Below are 20657 nucleotides of genomic sequence, written 5' to 3'. Positions count from 1 at the left end.
AACTGGCACACCCACATTACAGGACAGAGGTTATGTTCAGGCAGTTAAAGAAAACGCTGGTGGCCGCCGCCGTCGCGTCGCTGACGCTGGGGACGATATTACCTGCCGCCGCTGACTCGGCTGATACGCTGCCGGATATGGGCACCTCGGCAGGAAGCACGCTTTCCATCGGTCAGGAAATGCAGATGGGGGATTACTACGTGCGCCAGCTGCGCGGCAGCGCGCCGCTGATTAACGACCCGCTGCTGGTGCAATACATTAACGGGCTGGGCATGCGCCTGGTCGCCCATGCTAACTCCGTGCGTACGCCGTTCCACTTTTATCTGATTAATAACGATCAGATTAACGCCTTCGCCTTCTTCGGCGGCAACGTGGTGTTGCACTCGGCGCTGTTCCGTTATTCCGATAACGAAAGCGAGCTCGCCTCGGTGATGGCGCACGAAATCTCCCACGTTACCCAGCGCCATCTGGCGCGCGCGATGGAAGACCAAAAACGTAGCGCGCCGCTAACCTGGGTGGGCGCGCTGGGCTCAATTCTGCTGGCGATGGCCAGCCCGCAGGCGGGGATGGCGGCATTAACCGGCACCCTTGCCGGCACCCAGCAGGGGATGATTAGTTTCACCCGTCAGAATGAAGAAGAAGCTGACCGCATCGGTATTCAGGTATTGCAGCGTTCCGGTTTCGATCCGCAGGCAATGCCGGCGTTTATGGGTAAATTACTCGACGAATCCCGTTATTCCAGCCGCCCGCCGGAAATGCTGCTTACTCACCCGCTGCCGGAAAGCCGTCTGGCCGACGCCCGTAACCGCGCCAATCAGATGCGTCCGGTGGTGGTCCAGTCGTCGGCGGATTTCTATCTCGCCAAGGCCCGTACGCTCGGGATGTACAATTCCGGGGAAAATAAGCTCGGCAGCGATCTGCTTGACGCCTGGTCGAAAGGCAATATCCGCGAGCAGCACGCCGCGCTGTATGGCCGCGCGCTATTGGCCATGGAGAGCAATAACTACGATCAGGCGCGCAAAACGCTACAGCCGCTACTCAGCGCCGATCCGCAAAATCCCTGGTATCTTGACCTTGCCACCGATATCGATCTTGGACAGAAAAAGACCACTGACGCGATTAACCGTCTGAAAAACGCCAAAGAGATCCGCACCGATCCGGTCCTGCAGCTGAACCTGGCCAACGCCTATCTTCAGGGCGGGCAGCCGGCGGAAGCCGCTACCATACTCAATCGCTACACCTTTAATAATAAAGATGACGGCAACGGTTGGGACCTGCTGGCGCAGGCGGAAGGCGCCCTGGGTCATCGCGACCAGGAGCTGGCGGCGCGGGCCGAAGGCATGGCGCTGGCCGGCAGGCTTGACCAGGCCATCTCGCTGCTGAGCAGCGCCAGTTCGCAAGTGAAATTGGGCAGTTTGCAGCAGGCGCGCTACGACGCTCGCATCGACCAGCTGCGCCAGCTGCAGGAAAGATTCCGCCCCTATCAGAAAATGTAAGGAGACCACATGTCTGACGCGGTAAAAATTTACCACAACCCGCGCTGCTCGAAGAGCCGCGACACGCTCAGCCTGCTGAAAGCCAACGGCATCGACCCTGAAGTGGTGCTGTATCTGGAGACACCGCCGGATGCCGCGACGCTGCGCCAGCTGTTGAAAATGCTCAATATGAGCAGCGCCCGTGAACTGATGCGCCAGAAAGAAGATCTGTATAAGTCGCTCAATCTCGCCGACCCACAGCTCAGCGAAGAGGCGTTGATTAAGGCCATGGTCGAGAACCCGAAACTCATCGAACGGCCCATCGTGGTCAGCCACGGCCAGGCGCGTATCGGCCGCCCGCCGGAACAGGTGCTGGAAATCGTCAGCTAACCCCTACGCGCCGCCGGTGTTGCCCGCGGCGCGATTTTTTTCATCTTATACGCTGGCTGGATGAATTTGCCACGCCGGACGCCGCAACATAAGGAGACGCTGATGACTATTGCAGAATATCTCGAACAGCAAGGGCTGGAACGCGGTCTGCTTCAGGGCCGGCAAGAAGGTCGGCAAGAAGAAGCAAAACGTATCGCCGCCGCGATGTTACGTAGCGGTCTCGCCCCCGCGCTGGTGGCGCAGCTAACCGGCCTGGCAGAGCAGGAGTTGGCGTCGCTTTCGGCCTAAAGCTTCAGGATCTCTTTAACGAATGGGATCGTCAGTTTTCGTTGGGCGGTAATCGACGCGTGATCCAGCTGATCGAGCGTCATAAACAGCGAGCGCATTTCTCTATCCAGCCGCTTGAGCAGGAAACGGCAGACGTCTTCCGGCATCTCGAAACCGCGTAATCTGGCGCGCAGCTGCAGCGCCTGCAGCTTATCTTCATCCGACAGCGGTTGCAGCTTGTAGATTTGGCCCCAGTCAAGGCGCGAGGCGAGATCCGGCAGGCCGAGATGCAGCTGCCGCGGCGGGCAATCGCCGGTGATCAGCAGGCGGGTTTTACCTGATTCGAGAATACGGTTATAGAGATTAAAGATAGCCATCTCCCAGGGCTCGTCCCCTGCCACGCACTCGATGTTATCGATGCACACCAGCGCCAGTTGCTCCATGCCGTCCAGCACTTCCGGCACGAACCACGTGCGCTTATCCAACGGCACGTAGCCGACGGCATCGCCACGCTGGGATAGCTCAGCGCAAGCGGCATGCAAAAGGTGGCTACGCCCCGCGCCTTCACGAGACCAGATATAGATGTATCCGCTGTGTTCCTGCCGCAACACGTTCTGCAGAGCGGCAAGTAGGGAAGGATTATCACCCGGCCAGAAACTCGCGAACGTTTCGTCGTCAGGAAGATACAGTGGCAAAGAGAGCTGTGCCGGAGCGTTCAGATGGACCTCAACATAGGCTTACAGAAAAACGCGAAGAGTTTAACACAGTTTTAGGTCCGGAGAGAACCGGGCAGGATCGCTGCCCGGTATCAGGATCGTTATTTCGCTTCTTCGCTATCCGCGGCGTCCAGCACCACTTCTTCCGGACGCAGAACGCTGATCAGTTTAAAGATCAGACTCAAACAAATACCGACGATCGTCGCCAGCGCCATGCCTTTCAGCTCCGCCGCGCCAATATGCACCTTCGCGCCGCTCACGCCGATAATCAGAATAACTGAGGTCAGAATCAGGTTCTGCGCTTTGCTGTAATCGACTTTTGATTCGATCAGCACGCGGATACCGGATGCGCCGATCACCCCGTACAGCAGCAGAGAAACGCCGCCCATCACCGGTACCGGGATAATCTGAATCGCCGCCGCCAGCTTGCCGACGCAGGAGAGCAGAATCGCGATAATCGCCGCACCGCCAATAACCCAGGTACTGTATACGCGGGTAATCGCCATCACGCCGATATTTTCACCGTAGGTGGTGTTTGGCGTCGAGCCAAAGAAACCGGAGACAATCGTCGACAGCCCGTTGGCGAACATCGAGCGGTGCAGACCCGGATCGCGGATCAGGTCGCGCTTAACAATATTGGCGGTCACCACCAGGTGCCCCACGTGCTCGGCAATGACCACCAGCGCGGCAGGCAGAATGGTGAAAATGGCAAACCACTCAAAGCGCGGGGTGTAGAAGGTCGGCAATGCGAACCAGTGCGCTTCGGCGATAGGCGTCGTATCGACTACGCCCATCACGAAGGAGAGCGCATAGCCCACCAGCACGCCGATAAGAATCGGGATAATCGCCAGGAAACCGCGGAACAGTACGGAACCAAAAACCGTCACCGCCAGCGTTACCATCGAAATAATAATGGTTTTGCTGTCGGGAGCTTGACCGTCAGCCGGCAGCAGCCCGGCCATATTCGCCGCCACGCCCGCCAGTTCCAGGCCGATAACCGCCACGATGGCGCCCATCGCCGCCGGCGGGAACATTACATCCAGCCAGCCGGTACCGGCTTTTTTGACAATAAAGGAGACGATGCAGAACAGGACGCCGCACATAATGAAGCCGCCGAGCGCCACTTCATAACCCAGCGGCAACAACAGTAACACCGGGGAGATAAAGGCGAAGCTCGACCCCAGATAGGCTGGAATTTTGCCTTTACAGATAAAGAGGTACAACAGCGTACCGATGCCGTTAAACAGCAGTACGGTAGCCGGGTTAATGTGGAACAGGATAGGCACCAGAACCGTTGCGCCAAACATGGCGAACAGATGTTGCAAACTAAGCGGGATTGTCTGTAAAAGCGGCGGTCTTTCACTCACCCCGATTGCACGGCGCGTCATAATATTATCCTCTGAGAGTCGTTTGTTATTTGTTGTGGGCGTGATTTATTCAAAAAAAAGCCGACTCTCAAAGTCGGCTTTTTATCACTTCATCATTTATTTGGTACCGAAAATCTTATCGCCGGCATCGCCGAGGCCCGGAATAATGTATCCGTGCTCGTTAAGGCCCTGGTCGACGGACGCGGTGTACAGCTCGACGTCAGGATGCGCTTTCTCCAGCGCGGCAATGCCTTCCGGCGCCGCCACCAGCACCAGCACCTTAATGCTCGAGCAGCCCGCTTTTTTCAGCAGGTCGATAGTCGCGATCATCGAACCGCCGGTTGCCAGCATTGGGTCAACCACCAGCGCCATACGCTCGTCAATGTTAGAAACCAGCTTCTGGAAGTAAGGAACCGGCTCCAGCGTTTCTTCATCACGGTAGATACCCACGACGCTGATACGCGCGCTCGGCACGTGCTCCAGCACGCCTTCCATCATCCCCAGACCGGCACGCAGAATGGGCACTACGGTAATTTTCTTCCCTTTGATCTGCTCAACTTCGACCGGACCGTTCCAGCCTTCGATGGTGACACGCTCGGTAGCGAGATCGGCGGTTGCTTCGTAGGTCAGTAAGCTACCAACCTCTGAGGCGAGTTCACGGAAGCGTTTAGTACTGATGTCATGCTCACGCATCAGGCCCAGCTTGTGTTTGACGAGTGGATGTTTCACTTCCACAATCTTCATTCTCTTTCTCCTCTGAGGGGCAGCCACAAAAAAAATCGCGGGATTATACCGCTTTTTGCGGATTGCGCCATACCCATCTTGCTTGACGTATATCAAACAAAGTGATTTATGGATTGTTACACATTATAAAACAAACAAAAAAAGCCGGAGGTTCCCCTTCGGCTTTTATATCTGGCAACGCTACGCTTGTTGGCAACTACAGGTTTTCGCCGTTACTGGCAATAACCTGCTGATACCAGGCAAAAGATTTTTTCCGGCTGCGGGCCAACGTACCGCGACCTTCGTTATCTTTATCAACAAAGATAAATCCATAGCGCTTTTTCATCTCCCCGGTACCGGCGGAGACCAGGTCGATGCAGCCCCACGGGGTATACCCCATCAGGTCGACGCCATCTTCCACCACCGCTTTTTTCATTTCGGCAATATGGGCGCTGAGATAATCGATACGATACTGGTCGTCCACGCTGCCGTCCGCTTCACGCACGTCAATGGCGCCAAAGCCGTTTTCAACGATAAACAGCGGCAGTTGATAATGATCCCAGAACCAATTGAGCGAGTAGCGCAGGCCAACCGGGTCAATCTGCCAGCCCCAATCCGATTTCTTCACGTACGGGTTGGAGACCAGGCTGGTGCTTTCGTCGTAATCCAGGTGCGGATTATCGTCAGTCGCTTTGGTGGCGAAGGACATATAGTAGCTAAAACCAATATAGTCGACACAGCCCTCTTGTAACGCCCGGCGGTCGGCGTCGGTAATATCCAGCGTAAAACCGCGGCGCGCGAAGTAGTTGAGCAGATGTTGCGGATAGCGACCGCGTACATGCACATCGGTAAACCAGTAACGACGATGCATGGCGTTCATCGCCATCATCATGTCGTCCGGCGCGCAGGTGAGCGGATAGATAGGACACATCGCGATCATACAGCCAATCTGCAGGGCAGGATTAATCTCGCGTGCCGCCTCTACCGCCAGCGCACTGGCGACTAGTTCATAATGGGCGGCCTGGAACATCACCGGTTCACGGTCTTCGCCGGGCTGATACTTCAGGCCCGAGTTGGTAAAGGGGGCGAAATCTTCATGGAAGTTGGCCTGGTTGTTGATCTCGTTAAAGGTCATCCAGTACTTCACTTTGTGCTGATAGCGGGTAAACACTACCTTCGCGAAGCGGACAAAGAAATCAATGAGTTTACGGTTGCGCCAGCCGCCGTATTCAGTCACCAGGTGGTAAGGCATCTCAAAATGGGAGAGCGTGATCACCGGTTCGATACCATATTTCAGGCACTCGTCGAACAGATCGTCATAGAATTGCAGGCCCGCTTCATTGGGCTCCAGCTCATCACCCAGCGGAAAAATGCGCGTCCAGGCAATTGAAGTACGGAAACACTTAAATCCCAGTTCGGCAAACAGCGCTACGTCTTCTTTATAACGATGATAAAAATCAATTGCCTCATGGTTGGGATAGTTATGACCAGGCAGTACGCCGTCGGTGATCGTTCGCGGCACCCCGTGGGCGCCTGCGGTCATCACGTCAGCGACGCTAATTCCCTTCCCTCCTTCTTGCCAGCCGCCCTCAAGCTGATGCGCCGCTACCGCGCCGCCCCACAGAAAACCTTCTTTGAATCCGGACATATGCTCTCCCTTTAGACGATCGTTATTCGCTTTTCACCAAACAGAAACCGGTTTCATTGGCATAATGATCATTCAACAAAGGCGAGGCAAGCAGAAGACTGTACCCGGTTTCATTTTCGTGAACAGTATCAAATTTGCTCATCTGTAAGCCGTTTTAAATCGAGTGTAAAGCAGGCTCGCAAACGTTTGCTTTCCCTGTTAGAATTGCGCCGATTTTTCTTGCTACCGCAAACGCGTGGAGACTTCGCAGTGACCGATAAAACCTCTCTCAGCTATAAAGATGCCGGCGTGGATATTGATGCAGGCAACGCTCTCGTCGACCGTATTAAGGGCGTGGTGAAGAAAACCCGTCGCCCGGAAGTGATGGGCGGACTGGGCGGATTCGGCGCGCTGTGCGCTCTGCCGCAGAAATACCGCGAACCGGTACTGGTCTCCGGCACCGACGGCGTCGGCACCAAGCTGCGTCTGGCGATGGACCTTAAACGTCACGACACTATCGGTATCGATCTGGTCGCCATGTGCGTTAATGACCTGGTGGTTCAGGGCGCCGAGCCGCTATTTTTCCTTGACTACTACGCGACCGGTAAACTGGACGTAGACACCGCGGCAAGCGTCATCAACGGCATCGCCGAAGGCTGCTTACAGTCCGGCTGCGCGCTGGTTGGCGGCGAAACGGCAGAGATGCCGGGTATGTACCATGGTGAAGATTATGACGTGGCCGGTTTCTGCGTCGGCGTGGTAGAAAAATCAGAAATCATCGACGGCAGCAAAGTGGCTGACGGCGACGTACTGGTCGCGCTTGCCTCCAGCGGCCCGCACTCTAACGGCTACTCGCTGGTACGTAAGATTATCGAAGTCAGCGGCGTTGACCCGCAGACCACCGACCTCAACGGCAAACTGCTGGCCGACCACCTGCTGGCGCCGACCCGTATTTATGTCAAATCGATTCTGAATCTGATTGCCAATGTCGACGTCCACGCTATCGCCCACCTGACCGGCGGCGGCTTCTGGGAAAATATCCCGCGCGTACTGCCGGACAACACCCAGGCAGTGATCGACGAGTCATCCTGGCAGTGGCCGGAAGTCTTCAACTGGCTGCAAACCGCCGGTAATGTCAGCAGCCACGAAATGTACCGCACCTTTAACTGCGGCGTCGGCATGCTGGTCGCGCTCCCGGCAGCCGAGGCGGATAAAGCTATCGCCCTGCTGAACGAGCAGGGTGAAAACGCGTGGAAAATCGGTTATATCAAGGCATCCGATGCCGAACAACGTGTGGTCATTGAATGAAAAACATTGTGGTGCTGATTTCCGGTAACGGCAGTAATCTACAGGCGATTATTGATGCCTGCGCCCGGAAGCAAATCAACGGCACCCTGCGTGCGGTATTCAGCAATAAGGCCGAAGCATTCGGCCTTGAGCGCGCCCGCGAGGCCGGTATTCCGGCCTTTGCGCTCTCGCCGAAAGCGTTTGATAGCCGCGAGGCCTTCGACCGCGAGCTGATGCAGCAAATCGACGCCTTCCAACCGGATTTGGTGGTGCTGGCAGGCTATATGCGCATCCTTAGCCCAGCGTTTGTTGACCACTATCAGGGGCGCTTGCTGAATATCCATCCTTCTCTGCTGCCGAAATATCCAGGGCTGCATACTCATCGCCAGGCGCTGGAAAACGGTGATGAGGAACATGGCACCTCGGTGCATTTCGTCACCGACGAGCTCGACGGCGGGCCGGTGATCTTACAGGCTCGGGTACCGGTATTTCCGGAAGACAGCGAAGATGACGTTACCGCCCGCGTTCAGGCGCAGGAGCACGATATCTACCCGCTGGTGGTGAGCTGGTTTGTTGATGGTCGCCTGCGTATGGAAGCTAACTCTGCGTGGCTGGATAATCGCAAGCTGCCGCCGCAGGGCTATGCCGCTGAAGAATAACTTGTTCTGGCCCCGGAGCAATCGCCGGGGCAACTACCTCTCTTGTTTCCTCGCTAATTATCTCCGTTTTCCAGACATAGCGCGTTAGGGTTCCAGGCTGCCGGTAATGGGGTCGGGCGCTGATAATCAAATTCGCGCAGTGTCAGACCCGCTACGCCGTTAGCATACAGTACCGGCAAACCGCCGGGATAAGGCTCGACACCCCAAACGCGGCCGCTTTGCGGATTCAAACACCAGGCGTTATCAATCCCCATCCCGGTCGGCGACATCGGATTGCACGGCGGGCGGATATCATAAAGCCCCTGCTCCGCTGCCAGGTTCAGCTTCTGGGTTAGCTGCACGCCGTCAAACAGAATACGCCGGATCTGACCTGGCGTTTCACTATGCAGGTTTATCGCGCCTTCGCACTCGCCAACCAGCCCGCGGAACTGGATCTGTGAGATTTCGCCGGGTTCAATCGCCGGATCGCGACGGCGCGCGGAAAGGAAAACAGGGTCCGCCTCGCCCCAATGACAGGCCGGCGCGCTCACGCAATCAAAAGCAATGCTGCTAAATATCATCCGCCGTAGCCGCCCGCCGTCGCGGGATATCAGGCCAATGCCGCGATTGGAGTCAAAGATAGTGCAGTTACTCACCAGCACATCTTCAATATCCCGCCAGGTTTCAGTACCAATTTTAAAGGCGCAGCTTTTCGAGCGCAGCGTGCAGTTAACGATGGTTACCTGACGCAACGGTCGCTGGATGCGCTCAGGTTTATCGGTGGTTTTCAAACAGATGGCATCATCCGCCGCGCTGAAATAGCTATTGGCGATATGGACCTGCTGGCAGCTGTCGATATCCAGCGCATCGGTATTAGCCATCGTCAAATCATTGTCGACGGTAACGCCGTCAACCACCACGCCCGTGCAGGAGACCAGATGGATTGTCCACATCGGGGCATGTCGTACGGTGATATTTTCCAGCCGGACGCGACGGCAATTCTCCAGCAAAATGATCCGCGGGCGCGCCCTGGCTGGCGTGCGGTAGCCCATGGCATCAACGCCACGGGAGAACCAGCCGTCAGCGCTGCCGTAAATCTCGCCGCCGCCGCAGATGGTAATATTCTGTGCATCCACAGCATACAGAAAGGCCCGATCTGAAGATTCCGCCCGGCTCAGCGCCGTCGCCTGAGCAAAGTCATCATAGTTTTCGCTAACGATAAGCTCGGCCCCCGGCGACAGCCACAGACAGGTGTTCGACCCTATCCGCAAACCGCCAAGCGCGTACCTGCCGCAATCAACTACCAACTGGCCGCCGCCCGCCTGCGCCAGTTCGTCCAGCGCCTGTTGAAAAAGTTCGGTATCCGGCGTCACGCCATCCGCATGGGGATGGCGCTGCGAAAGATAAATGTTCATAGCATGTCCTGGAAATCAACGTATTGGCTATCTCACCATCTCTCTCGCCCTCAGCGTAGGGTCGAAATCACTACCGCGGAAATATCTGCGTACCCTTTCACATTCCCCGTCACGCTCAGAGGAAAAACGTGAGATAACGCGCATAATTTACCGGCGAAAAAAATGAAAACAGGGCCGTTATCACAGTTATTGCCCTCTTAAACCGCAGCATATGTGAGCAGCATCACGGGATTTATTTCATTTTGTCGCCATTTGGCATGCTGCTCGCAGAACGGTACGAAAAACCGACTGTCGGGATTCTCGCCCCCCTCCCCCTCTTTTACTGTGCAACCTCGCATTCCTTACCAAAGAGATACGCTCATGACGAGGACAGTGACCCCGCAACGAGAAGTCAAAACCCGCAACATCCTCTGCTGGGGGATGGGCGATATTTTCGGCAGCGGCGCGATGACCATCACCGGCCTGTGGCTGCTCTACTTTTATATCGAAGTCGCCGGACTCTCACCCGCCGCCGCGGCCTCTATTTTCGCCATCGCCAAGATTTGGGACGGCATCACGGATCCGGTGATGGGCTACATTACCGACAACATTCGCACCCGTTGGGGACGGCGACGGATCTTCTTCATTCTCGGCGCGCCGCTATCGCTCTGTTTCGCTCTGATGTGGATAAGTGGTTTTGGCTACGCCTGGTACCTTGGTACCTATCTACTATTCAGCACCGTCTTCACCCTTCTGATGGTGCCTTACGATACGCTGCCTGCAGAGATGACCACCCGCTATGATTTGCGCTCGAAAATGTCCGGCGCGCGAATGCTATTCGCTCAGGCGACAGCCTTTCTCGCGGCGCTGATCCCCGGGCAAATCATGGCCCACGTCGCCGATAAATCGCAGGCGTTTCTCTATATCGGCATTATCTTCGCCCTGCTTTTTGCCTTGCCGTGGATCTTCGTCTGGCGCGGTACCTGGGAGCGCGACAACCTCCCGCCGCCGCAGACGCAGCAAGGTTTAGGCAAAACGCTGCGTTCGCTGTATCGGGAAATGGCCTCGACCTTCCGTCTGCGGACCTTCCGTATTCATATCATGATGTACGTCGGCGGCGCGGTGGCGCTGGATATTTTCGGCTCGCTGTTTATGCACTATATGACCTACGTGCTGCGTGTCGGCACATCGCTGGCTTCGCAGGCCATGAGTCTGATGACGCTGTTCCAGTTCTTCGCGATCCCTTTATTTACCTGGCTTTGCATCCGCGTCGGCAACGGCAACGCCTATAAGGTGGCCATCGCGCTGATCCTCTGCGCGCTACTGTGGTTCAGCCAATTGACCGCTTCTTTCAGCCATCTTTCCTGGCTGCTGCTCGGCGGCGCAATCGTGATGGGGATCGCCCGCGGCGGCACCTATCTCATCCCATGGAATGTCTACAATTTCCTGCCCGATATCGATGAAGCCTACACCGGCGTGCGGCGTGAAGGGATCTACGCAGGGGTGATGATGCTGACGCGCAAATTCTCCCAGGCGCTGGCGCTGTTTATCGTCGGCCTGGCGCTGGAAGCCTTTGGATTCACCAAAGGCGCCGAAACGCAGAATACCGCCGCGCTGAATGGCATCTGGTGGGTATTCCTCGTTGGCCCCGGTCTGCTGGCCCTACTGGCGATGTATGGCGCGTTTCGTTTTCGCTTGAGCCAGCCGCGACATCAAATCCTGATTAGCGAACTGGAGCGTCTGCGCGCCGGTGGTCATCCACAGGATGCCAGCCCGCTGGCACGCGAAACCATCGAGCTATTGACCGGCCATCCACATCGCAACGATCGCTGGCAACGCGCCGCCGTTTCTTCTCAAGGAAATCACTATGTCGCAGAAAAACAACCGTCCTGAATTACAGTCACTCATCGAAGCGCTAATCGGCAACTTAACCGCGATTACCGACGATAGCGGCCAGTATTTGCAACGGCTGGCGGATGGCCGGGTGGTTGACACCAAAGGTTGGGACGGCTGGGAGTGGACGCATGGCATCGCCCTGTTTGGCCTGTTTCGCTACCAGCAACTGACAGGATCGCTTCGGGCTCGTGAACTTATTGACGGCTGGTTTAGCGCCCGCTTCGCCGAGGGCACGCCGGAAAAAAACATCAATACCGCTTGCCCGTTTTTAACCCTGGCGCTGCGCTATCAACAGACGCCTCGCAGCGACTGGCGCGCCTACCTGGAAAGCTGGGGAGACGCTATATATCGCCAGATGCCGCGTACCGATGAAGGCTGCCTGCAGCACGTCACCTATGAGGCTCCCCATCATCAACAAATCTGGGACGATACGCTAATGATGGCGGTGCTGCCGCTGGCGATGCTCGGCAAAATGTTTGGTAAACCGCGCTGGCTAGAAGAGGCGAAATTTCAGTTTTTGCAGCACCTGCATTATTTAAGCGACCGCCAAAGCGGCCTGTGGTTTCACGGCTGGCATTTCAACGGCAGACACCATTTCGCCGGCGCGCTGTGGGCTCGCGGCAATAGCTGGATAACGCTGGCGATACCGGAGCTGCTGGAGATGCTCGATCTCGACGAGCACGACGCCTTTTACCGCCAGTTGCAAAATACTCTGCAAATTCAGGTCAGCGCCCTTGCCCGCTGCCAGGCCGAAAACGGCCTATGGCCGACGCTGCTCAACGACCCGGATAGTTATCTGGAAGCCTCTGCGACGGCGGGATTTGCCGCGGGTATTTTCAAGGCGGTGCGCCTCGGCTACCTCGACGACGCGTTTCTGCCGGTCGCCGAGCGGGCCTGCCGGGGTATAATCGAACATATCTCGCCGCAAGGAGAGTTAACGCAGGTGTCGTTTGGCACAGCGATGGGCAACGACCTCGACCACTATCGTAATATCCCCCTGACCGCCATGCCCTACGGCCAGGCAATGGCGATACTGTGCCTGGTTGAAGCCCTACGTCGCACCCTTTAATGCAGTTACCTGAGCGCCGCCAGTTCGGTGCTCAGGCTATCCGCCAGATTACGTGCTCGTACAGGATCGAACATCACGTAAAACGCCGGCGAGGCCTCGCCAATCTGCTGACAAAGCGTTTCCATTTCCGATGCGCAGCGATATAACGCCTGCACGTTGATATGGCAAATTTCCCGCATGCTCCAGCTGTTTTCCACCTCTCGGGCGTAGTGCAGGGTAAAGAAGGCCTTTTGCGCATGGGTAAATAACTGACAATAGAGCGGCAGTCCCTGCCACTCTTCACGCCACCGAAGCGCCAGCGCGGCGGGAAAATCCGCGGTGAGAGCGAACGCTTGCGCCGCTATCCCCAACTGCTGCGCGCTGGCTGCAACTTCATCTTTTTCTTGCGCGATTTGCGTGAGATTAGCCATCGACTTCTGCGGGTCATCGCGGGTGAAGTGGATATCCTGCGCCGAACCGGGTAACCAGTGGCTACGCGCCAGTTGTCCGTAAAGGCTCCACACCGCCTGGCCGTAGCTTTCAGGCAATTGGCTATGGCGATGGAAAACATGGTCACGCACATATATTGACTGGTAGAGCGTCTGCGTCGCCTGTTCAAGCAGCAACTGGAACTGCTGCGCGACATCGGCTGACGGACACCAGCCGTAACGTTGCGCCAGCCATTGCACCAGTAACTGCTGCTGATTTTTTACCGCCCCTTCGCCCAGCAACTGACTACAGGCGAAGAGGTTGCATTCGCTTAGCGTCGCAGGGATCCAGTGATTATCGATACTTTCCCAACTGGTTTTACAGATAGCGCCGGTAATGCGCGGGTTGCGACTCTGACACCACAACAGTCGCCCCTGCAGCTCATCAATACGTAAAAACGGCATGACGCCCCATCCCACTTCTTCGCCGGCAAGATCGATATCGATCCATACATCTCGCGTCTGCACCGCCAACAGCGCCGGATTGTTAGGGAAAGCAGGCCAGAAACGTTCCGGCGTGAGTTTTATCGATACCGAAACCGCAGGCGGCAGCGGTTCAATCGCATCCAGTACGACGCTGAGATCGTCATTGCTGGCGGGGAAAACTCGCAGTACCAGATGCTTATTTTGCGCGGCTACCGCCTGACTCAGGGCATTAAAGCAGCGACGATAGAGCATCAAGCTTTGCGCCGGCTGGCGAAGACCGTCGCTTTGCCTGACCCACTGCGGGCGAGAGATCGGCAGTAAACCGTCGGTACTGGAGAGCGCGATAATCAAACCGGTGAGCGCCGGCACGCTTTGGCACACGGCGCGCACTTTGTCAGTTAACCAGCGGCTCCAGAAATCGACATCAAAACGCACCCCGCGCGGGGTATCCAGCAGTTCCGGATGCGCTAATAACAGTTCGGTGGGAAAGCTAAGTTCTTTCGCCTGCAGATAAAATCGCAACCCCTGTTCACGACAGCGCAACGCCAGGCGATTGAGATAGATACAGCGCGCTCGTTGTTGGCTCGACAAGCGGTCGTTATAGTCAAAAGGCGTATACCCCTGTGGCGAAACCAGCTTGCCAAATAGCTCAGCCTGCCCCACCACCACGGTATTAAAATCATGCTCAATTGCGTATTCAATCAACCGGCAGGCCGACGGCCAGTGCCAGATATCCTGATTGTTAAGCTCCAGCGCCCGCGTTTCCCACATCGTTTCGCCCTCCATTTCGCCCCTGACTGAACATAACGTAAGCAAACAAACGCGTCCGCTTTTTCCTGACATCCGATTGAAAGAAAACTGTCATATTGCTTTGACATAGTTGGACATTCAATGGCAAAGCTCGCCATAATGAAAAAGCGACGTCAATGATCCGGAGTGTGAGTTGTAATGGGCCAGGAAAAGCTATACATCGAAAAAGAACTCAGCTGGTTGTCCTTTAACGAGCGCGTACTTCAGGAAGCGGCAGACAAGAGTAACCCGCTTATCGAGCGCATGCGCTTCTTAGGAATTTACTCCAATAACCTTGATGAGTTTTACAAAGTGCGCTTCGCTGAACTTAAGCGACGCATTCTTATCAGTGAAGAACAAGGTAGTACCGCCCATTCACGTCATCTGTTAGGTAAAATCCAGGCCCGCGTGCTCAAGGCCGATCAGGAATTTGATGGTCTTTATAATGAACTGCTGCTGGAAATGGCGCGTAATCAGATCTTCCTGATTAACGAACGCCAGCTGTCCGTTAATCAGCAGTCCTGGCTGCGCAACTACTTCAAACAGTATCTTCGCCAGCATATTTCGCCGATTCTGATCAATCGCGAAACGGATCTGGTTCAATTCCTGAAAGATGATTACACCTATCTGGCGGTGGAGATTATCCGCGGCGATACCATTAACTACGCGCTGCTGGAAATTCCATCCGATAAGGTGCCGCGCTTTGTGAACCTGCCGCCGGAAACGCCGCGACGCCGCAAGCCAATGATTCTGCTGGATAACATTCTGCGTTACTGCCTGGATGATATCTTCAAGGGTTTCTTTGACTACGATGCCCTTAATGCATACTCGATGAAAATGACCCGTGATGCCGAGTACGATCTGGTACACGAAATGGAATCGAGCCTGATGGAGCTGATGTCCTCGAGCTTGAAGCAGCGCTTAACCGCCGAGCCGGTACGTTTTGTCTACCAGCGCGATATGCCGGACGCGATGGTTGAAATGCTGCGCGATAAGCTCTCCATCTCCAACTACGATTCAATGCTGCCGGGCGGGCGTTATCACAACTTTAAAGACTTTATCGGTTTCCCGAATGTTGGCAAGGCCAACCTGGTCAACAAACCGATGCCGCGCCTGCGCCACCTGTGGTTCGATAAATTCCGCAACGGCTTTGACGCCATCCGCGAACGCGACGTACTGCTCTACTATCCGTATCATACCTTCGAGCACGTGCTTGAACTGCTGCGTCAGGCCTCGTTCGATCCAAGCGTGTTGGCAATCAAAATCAATATTTACCGCGTCGCTAAGGATTCACGGATTATCGATTCGATGATCCACGCCGCCCACAATGGTAAAAAAGTGACCGTGGTGGTTGAACTGCAGGCGCGCTTCGATGAAGAGGCCAATATTCATTGGGCTAAACGTCTGACTGAAGCCGGCGTACACGTTATCTTCTCGGCGCCGGGGCTGAAGATCCACGCCAAACTATTCCTCATTTCACGTAAAGAAGGCGATGAGGTAGTACGTTATGCACATATCGGCACCGGCAACTTCAACGAGAAAACCGCTCGTATCTACACCGACTATTCATTACTCACTGCCGACGCGCGCATCACCAATGAAGTCCGTCGCGTATTTAACTTTATCGAAAACCCTTACCGACCCGTCAGCTTCGACTACCTGCTCGTATCGCCGCAGAACTCGCGTCGTCTGCTGTATGAAATGATCGATCGCGAAATCGCCAATGCGCAGAATGGGCAACCGTCCGGAATTACGCTTAAATTAAATAACCTGGTCGATAAAGGGCTGGTGGACAGACTCTACGCCGCCTCCAGCACCGGCGTACCGGTGAACCTGCTCATCCGCGGCATGTGCTCGCTGATCCCGGGTCTTGAGGGGATTAGCGAAAATATTCGCGTTATTAGTATCGTTGACCGTTTCCTTGAGCACGACAGGGTCTATTGTTTTGAAAACGGCGGTGATAAACAGGTGTGGTTATCCTCCGCCGACTGGATGACGCGCAATATCGACTATCGTATCGAAGTGGCCGTACCGCTGCTGGACCCGCGTCTGAAGCAACGCGTACTGGATATTCTCGATATCCTGTTCAACGATACCGTAAAAGCGCGCTATCTTGATAAAGAACTGAGTAATCGCTACGTGCCGCGCGGCAATCGTCGCAAAGTACGCGCACAGATGGCGATTTACGATTATCTCAAATCACTCGAACAACCCGATTAACCTATGCCAATAAACGAAAAAACACCTCGGCCGCAGGAGTTCGCTGCGGTCGACCTTGGTTCGAACAGTTTTCATATGGTGATCGCCCGTGTCGTCGACGGGGCAATGCAGATCATCGGTCGCCTGAAGCAGCGCGTCCACCTGGCCGATGGCCTGGATGAAAACTCGGTGTTGAGCGAAGAAGCGATTACTCGCGGACTGAACTGCCTGTCGTTGTTTGCTGAACGTCTGCAGGGGTTCTCCCCTTCCAGCGTTTGTATCGTCGGGACGCATACCCTGCGCCAGGCGGCTAACGCGGCGGATTTTCTCAAACGAGCGGAAAAAGTCATTCCTTATCCCATCGAGATAATCTCCGGTAACGAAGAAGCGCGTCTGATTTTTATGGGCGTTGAACACACGCAACCGGAACGCGGACGTAAGCTGGTTATCGACATCGGCGGCGGTTCGACTGAGCTCGTTATCGGCGAAGATTTCGAGCCCCGCCTGGTGGAAAGCCGACGTATGGGCTGCGTAAGCTTCTCGCAGGCCTATTTCGCCGGCGGCGTTATCAATAAAGAAAACTTCCAGCGCGCGCGCCTGGCGGCGGTGCAGAAACTGGAAACCCTGGCCTGGCAATTCCGTATTCAGGGGTGGAACGTGGCGCTGGGCGCCTCTGGCACCATCAAAGCAGCGCACGAAGTGCTGGTCGCGATGGGTGAAAAGGACGGATTCATTACCCCAGAACGCCTTGAAATGCTGGTCAGTGAACTGCTGAAGAATAAAAACTTCGATTCATTAAGCCTGCCGGGATTGTCGGAAGACCGTAAAGCGGTATTTGCACCCGGTCTGGCCATTTTGTGCGGGGTATTCGACGCGCTGGCGATCAAAGAGCTGCGCCTGTCCGACGGCGCGCTGCGCGAAGGCGTGCTGTACGAGATGGAAGGTCGCTTCCGTCATCAGGATATTCGCAGCCGTACGGCCCAGAGCCTCGCAAACCAGTACAATATCGATCGCGAGCAGGCGCGCCGGGTACTGGAGACCACCACTCAGATGCTCGAGCAGTGGCAGGAACAAAACCCGAAACTGGCGAATCCGCATCTGTCCGCCCTGCTGAAGTGGGCGGTAATGCTACATGAAGTGGGGCTGAACATTAACCACAGCGGCATGCATCGCCACTCCGCCTATATCCTGCAAAATAGCGATCTACCGGGCTTTAATCAGGAGCAGCAGATGCTGATGGCTACGCTGGTGCGCTATCACCGCAAAGCTATCAAGCTTGATGATCTGCCGCGTTTTACCTTGTTTAAGAAAAAACAATTCTTGCCGCTGATCCAACTGCTGCGTCTGGGCGTATTGCTGAACAATCAGCGTCAGGCGACGACTACGCCACCAAAACTGACATTGAAGACGGAAGCCAATCACTGGACATTAATTTTCCCCCACGACTGGTTTAGCCAGAACGCGTTAGTGCTACTGGATCTGGAGAAAGAGCAAGAATACTGGGAAGGCGTGCCGGAATGGCTGCTGAAAATTACTGAAGAAGAAGCGTAAAGCTGGATTCTTTCACTAAAACGGCCGGGTCATACGCCCGGCCGTTTTTTATGCGACGTCAGCCGCGCAGGCCAGCTGTTCTATCGGAACCGGCATACCAATGTCATAGCCCTGCATATAATCAATCCCCAGTGAAATCACAGCCTGGCGGATCTCCGGCGATTCCACATATTCCGCCACTACCTGCATGTTTTTGATTTGCGCTAACCGGCAAATCGACGCTACGACCTGATAATCCAGGCTACTGGTGACCAGATTACGGATAAAGCTACCGTCAATTTTCAGCATGTCGACGTTAAGCGTTTTCAGCCGCGCATAGCTGGCATAGCCGGTGCCAAAATCATCAATCGCCACCCGGCATCCCAATTCCTGCAACCGCGCGAGCGTTTGTTGCGCCTGCTCCGGATTGCTGAGCGAGTGGTTTTCCGTCAGTTCAAAAATAAGCTGCCACGGCTCGATATTATAATGATGCAGCATTTCCTCGACTTCATCCGGGAAACGGCTGCGACTGACCGAGACTGGCGACAGATTGATGGCCAGACGCATGCCTGGCAACGTATGGCGATTATCGTTCATAAAAGCCAGCGTATTGTCGATAACCCAGCTGTCGATGCGCGAAGCCAGGCCAAATTCGTGCGCCGCGGACAAAAAATTATCCGGGGCAACCAGCTCGCCCTGCTCGCCAACCATGCGTAACAGGACTTCATGATAGCTATCGCCGCGCATGCCGACAATTGGCTGCGCCATCAGCCGAAAGCGATTCTGCTCCAGCGCCTGCAGGATCTGGTTCATCATGGACACGCGTTCTTTTAGCCCCTGTTGAACATGAACGGCGCCGCGGCGCTGCACGTTTTCCGGCTGTCCGCTGGTTAACGACATGTCGGCAATATTATTCAGTTCACCGAGCAGTAAATACAGATGCTTGACCGGAGAGCGCACGTTGCAATAGCTGATCCCGACGGGCGGCTGCAGCGGAATACCATCCCAAATGAAACGGAACTGCTTAATCCGCTCATCCAGCATCACAATGCGTTTTTGATGATCGTCGCTATTCAGGCGTACCACAAGGTCATGGCCCGAAAGATGACAGACCATTTCGTTTGGCTGCAGTAGGTGACTCAAATACTCCGACAGCTGCTGCTTATACTGAATTCGCAGCATCACGCCGTAGTGCCGCCCGAGCAGCTCCAACTCTGGCATGCGTAAAAAGCACAGTACCGACCAGGTCGAGTGGTTTAACGCCCGGCTCAGGGCGCGCAAATTTGGCATATGAACGACCGGGTCGAGAAAGGCCATTCTTCGAACCCGACGGTGGATCATCCGCTGCTGCGTCGCCAGCATTGCCATATAAGCGATAATAAAAGAGAAAACCAGGTAGCTGGAGGAGGTAATCGCCAGCTGGTTATTGTAGATGGGGGAAAATGGCAAGTAGCTGTAATGAAAATGGATGACCAGAATTAATATCGGCGGCCACACCAGGGAAATAAAACGATAACCAAAGCGCATCGCTCCCCATAACATGACCGGCATAAGTAATGACAATGTATAATTTGTGCTAAATATCGTGCTGTTGACATTTAACGGCATGAATAATAAAGCCAGTATTATTAACAATGCTATTGCCCAGACAATAATTTCCAGCGGTTTTATTTTTTGGTCGATTTGTAAACGCACCTGGGATATAAAGCCGCGTAAATGCAAAGGATTACGAATAACGCGCAGCAAAAAATAGCACAGCGGCACGCCGGTCAGACAACCGACCATCAGCGCCTGAAAAGTGATTAACGATCGTAAACTAAATGGCGTCGTCCCAACCAGCTCCGCCGCGCGCGGATGCAGACCCAGATACTCCGCAAGTTGCGAGATAATGAGAAAAATCACCGAAGGCAGCAGCATTTGCCAGAACAATCGATGCGGCATCAGGGCAACATTGCCGTGGGAAATCTGCTGGCGGCGCGGAACGAAAATACGATATCCGCCCCAGCACAGCACCGCGGGGATCAAAAAATGAAATAACACGCCGATGGCCTGCTCAAAGGTCATGCCGCGCGTAATGGTCAGCAGCAGGCCGATAACAATGCCAGGCAATGCCGCCCAGCCAAAAAATAGCATCAGGCTTAATACTAGCGCCAGCGGAAGGTAATACAGGAAGACGGTATGACCGTTAAGATTCGCGAATGTATTTGCAGCGCGCGCTAATGGCAACAACAACGTAGGTAAGACGAGCGGTAGTGCCCACCATTTATCCTGATATCGTTTGTATAGTTTAATAATACTCATAGATGCTCGACAGATTACCCCAACTCCTGCGGAGTATATTCAGACAGGCATCCAACCCGACCAGGCTAACCGCGAAAGTAATAACGATGCGGAACA

General features: G+C 55.1%; 15 protein-coding genes and 1 pseudogene. 9 read left to right on the top strand and 7 right to left on the bottom strand.

The window, feature by feature from the left end; all coding sequences use genetic code 11:
* The first annotated feature begins 32 nt into the window (after positions 1-32).
* The 3 genes and pseudogenes from bepA to PGR23_RS00445 all read left to right on the top strand — a co-directional run.
* Positions 33-1496 carry a beta-barrel assembly-enhancing protease gene (bepA, locus tag PGR23_RS00455; RefSeq protein WP_047043473.1) on the top strand — a complete coding sequence of 488 codons (1464 nt, stop codon included), beginning with the start codon at positions 33-35 and terminating at the stop codon, positions 1494-1496.
* Between the two features lie 9 nt (positions 1497-1505).
* Entirely contained in the window at positions 1506-1865 is a 360-nt protein-coding gene (gene arsC / locus PGR23_RS00450) for an arsenate reductase (glutaredoxin) (RefSeq protein ID WP_047043470.1), read from the top strand.
* A gap of 66 nt (positions 1866-1931) precedes the next feature.
* Positions 1932-2153, top strand: a pseudogene (locus PGR23_RS00445) (ISNCY family transposase); the annotation flags it as partial.
* Here the strand turns inward: PGR23_RS00445 and PGR23_RS00440 are convergent.
* From PGR23_RS00440 to PGR23_RS00425, 4 genes are all read right to left on the bottom strand, one after another.
* Complete coding sequence (locus tag PGR23_RS00440) at positions 2150-2851, bottom strand: DnaA inactivator Hda (RefSeq protein WP_026612247.1); 702 nt, start codon at positions 2849-2851, stop codon at positions 2150-2152. The pseudogene PGR23_RS00445 and the gene PGR23_RS00440 sit on opposite strands and share 4 nt — an antisense overlap.
* 98 nt (positions 2852-2949) lie before the next feature.
* The gene (gene uraA / locus PGR23_RS00435) at positions 2950-4236 is read right to left on the bottom strand and encodes a uracil permease (protein ID WP_045379877.1); all 1287 of its coding nucleotides are present in this window, start codon (positions 4234-4236) and stop codon (positions 2950-2952) included.
* Positions 4237-4332: 96 nt separating this feature from the next.
* Complete coding sequence (upp, locus tag PGR23_RS00430; RefSeq protein WP_015370402.1) at positions 4333-4959, bottom strand: uracil phosphoribosyltransferase; 627 nt, start codon at positions 4957-4959, stop codon at positions 4333-4335.
* A gap of 196 nt (positions 4960-5155) precedes the next feature.
* On the bottom strand, positions 5156-6586 hold the full coding sequence (locus PGR23_RS00425) for a 6-phospho-beta-glucosidase (RefSeq protein WP_047043464.1): 1431 nt from the start codon (positions 6584-6586) through the stop codon (positions 5156-5158).
* A 249-nt stretch (positions 6587-6835) separates the two neighbouring features.
* Here PGR23_RS00425 and purM point away from each other — a divergent pair, with 249 nt between their 5' ends.
* Both purM and purN read left to right on the top strand, forming a co-directional pair.
* Positions 6836-7873, top strand: coding sequence for a phosphoribosylformylglycinamidine cyclo-ligase (gene purM, locus PGR23_RS00420; protein ID WP_047043459.1), 1038 nt, complete (start codon positions 6836-6838; stop codon positions 7871-7873).
* Positions 7870-8511 (top strand): phosphoribosylglycinamide formyltransferase, encoded by a 642-nt coding sequence (purN, locus tag PGR23_RS00415; RefSeq protein ID WP_045392675.1) that lies wholly within the window; start codon positions 7870-7872, stop codon positions 8509-8511. Before purM ends, purN begins: the two co-directional genes overlap by 4 nt.
* A gap of 53 nt (positions 8512-8564) precedes the next feature.
* Here purN and PGR23_RS00410 read toward each other — a convergent pair whose 3' ends face one another.
* Complete coding sequence (locus PGR23_RS00410) at positions 8565-9905, bottom strand: glycoside hydrolase family 28 protein (protein ID WP_047043456.1); 1341 nt, start codon at positions 9903-9905, stop codon at positions 8565-8567.
* Between the two features lie 420 nt (positions 9906-10325).
* Here PGR23_RS00410 and PGR23_RS00405 point away from each other — a divergent pair, with 420 nt between their 5' ends.
* Complete coding sequence (locus tag PGR23_RS00405) at positions 10326-11777, top strand: MFS transporter (RefSeq protein ID WP_045392682.1); 1452 nt, start codon at positions 10326-10328, stop codon at positions 11775-11777.
* On the top strand, positions 11752-12849 hold the full coding sequence (locus PGR23_RS00400) for a glycoside hydrolase family 105 protein (RefSeq protein ID WP_396279497.1): 1098 nt from the start codon (positions 11752-11754) through the stop codon (positions 12847-12849). Before PGR23_RS00405 ends, PGR23_RS00400 begins: the two co-directional genes overlap by 26 nt.
* Positions 12850-12854: 5 nt before the next feature.
* Here the strand turns inward: PGR23_RS00400 and PGR23_RS00395 are convergent, their stop codons facing one another.
* Positions 12855-14513: a hypothetical protein gene (locus PGR23_RS00395; protein ID WP_396280093.1), complete on the bottom strand. Its 1659-nt coding sequence runs from the start codon at positions 14511-14513 to the stop codon at positions 12855-12857.
* Between the two features lie 177 nt (positions 14514-14690).
* Between PGR23_RS00395 and ppk1 the strand changes: the two genes are divergently transcribed.
* Together ppk1 and ppx are read left to right on the top strand one after the other, a co-directional pair.
* Positions 14691-16751, top strand: coding sequence for a polyphosphate kinase 1 (gene ppk1 / locus PGR23_RS00390; protein ID WP_047043447.1), 2061 nt, complete (start codon positions 14691-14693; stop codon positions 16749-16751).
* 3 nt (positions 16752-16754) lie between these two features.
* Positions 16755-18281 (top strand): exopolyphosphatase, encoded by a 1527-nt coding sequence (gene ppx, locus PGR23_RS00385; protein WP_045392691.1) that lies wholly within the window; start codon positions 16755-16757, stop codon positions 18279-18281.
* Between the two features lie 48 nt (positions 18282-18329).
* On the opposite strand, the gene PGR23_RS00380 is transcribed toward ppx, so the two are convergent.
* A complete protein-coding gene (locus PGR23_RS00380; RefSeq protein WP_045392694.1) occupies positions 18330-20561 on the bottom strand; it encodes an EAL domain-containing protein in 2232 nt (743 codons plus the stop codon).
* Positions 20562-20657: the final 96 nt, after the last annotated feature.

It is taken from the genome of Klebsiella sp. 141162 (assembly GCF_050600755.1).
In the GTDB taxonomy this organism is placed as follows: Bacteria; Pseudomonadota; Gammaproteobacteria; order Enterobacterales; family Enterobacteriaceae; genus Klebsiella; species Klebsiella aerogenes.
The sequence above is the reverse complement of the archived record's forward strand: the minus strand, read 5'-3'. Positions and strand labels throughout refer to the sequence as shown.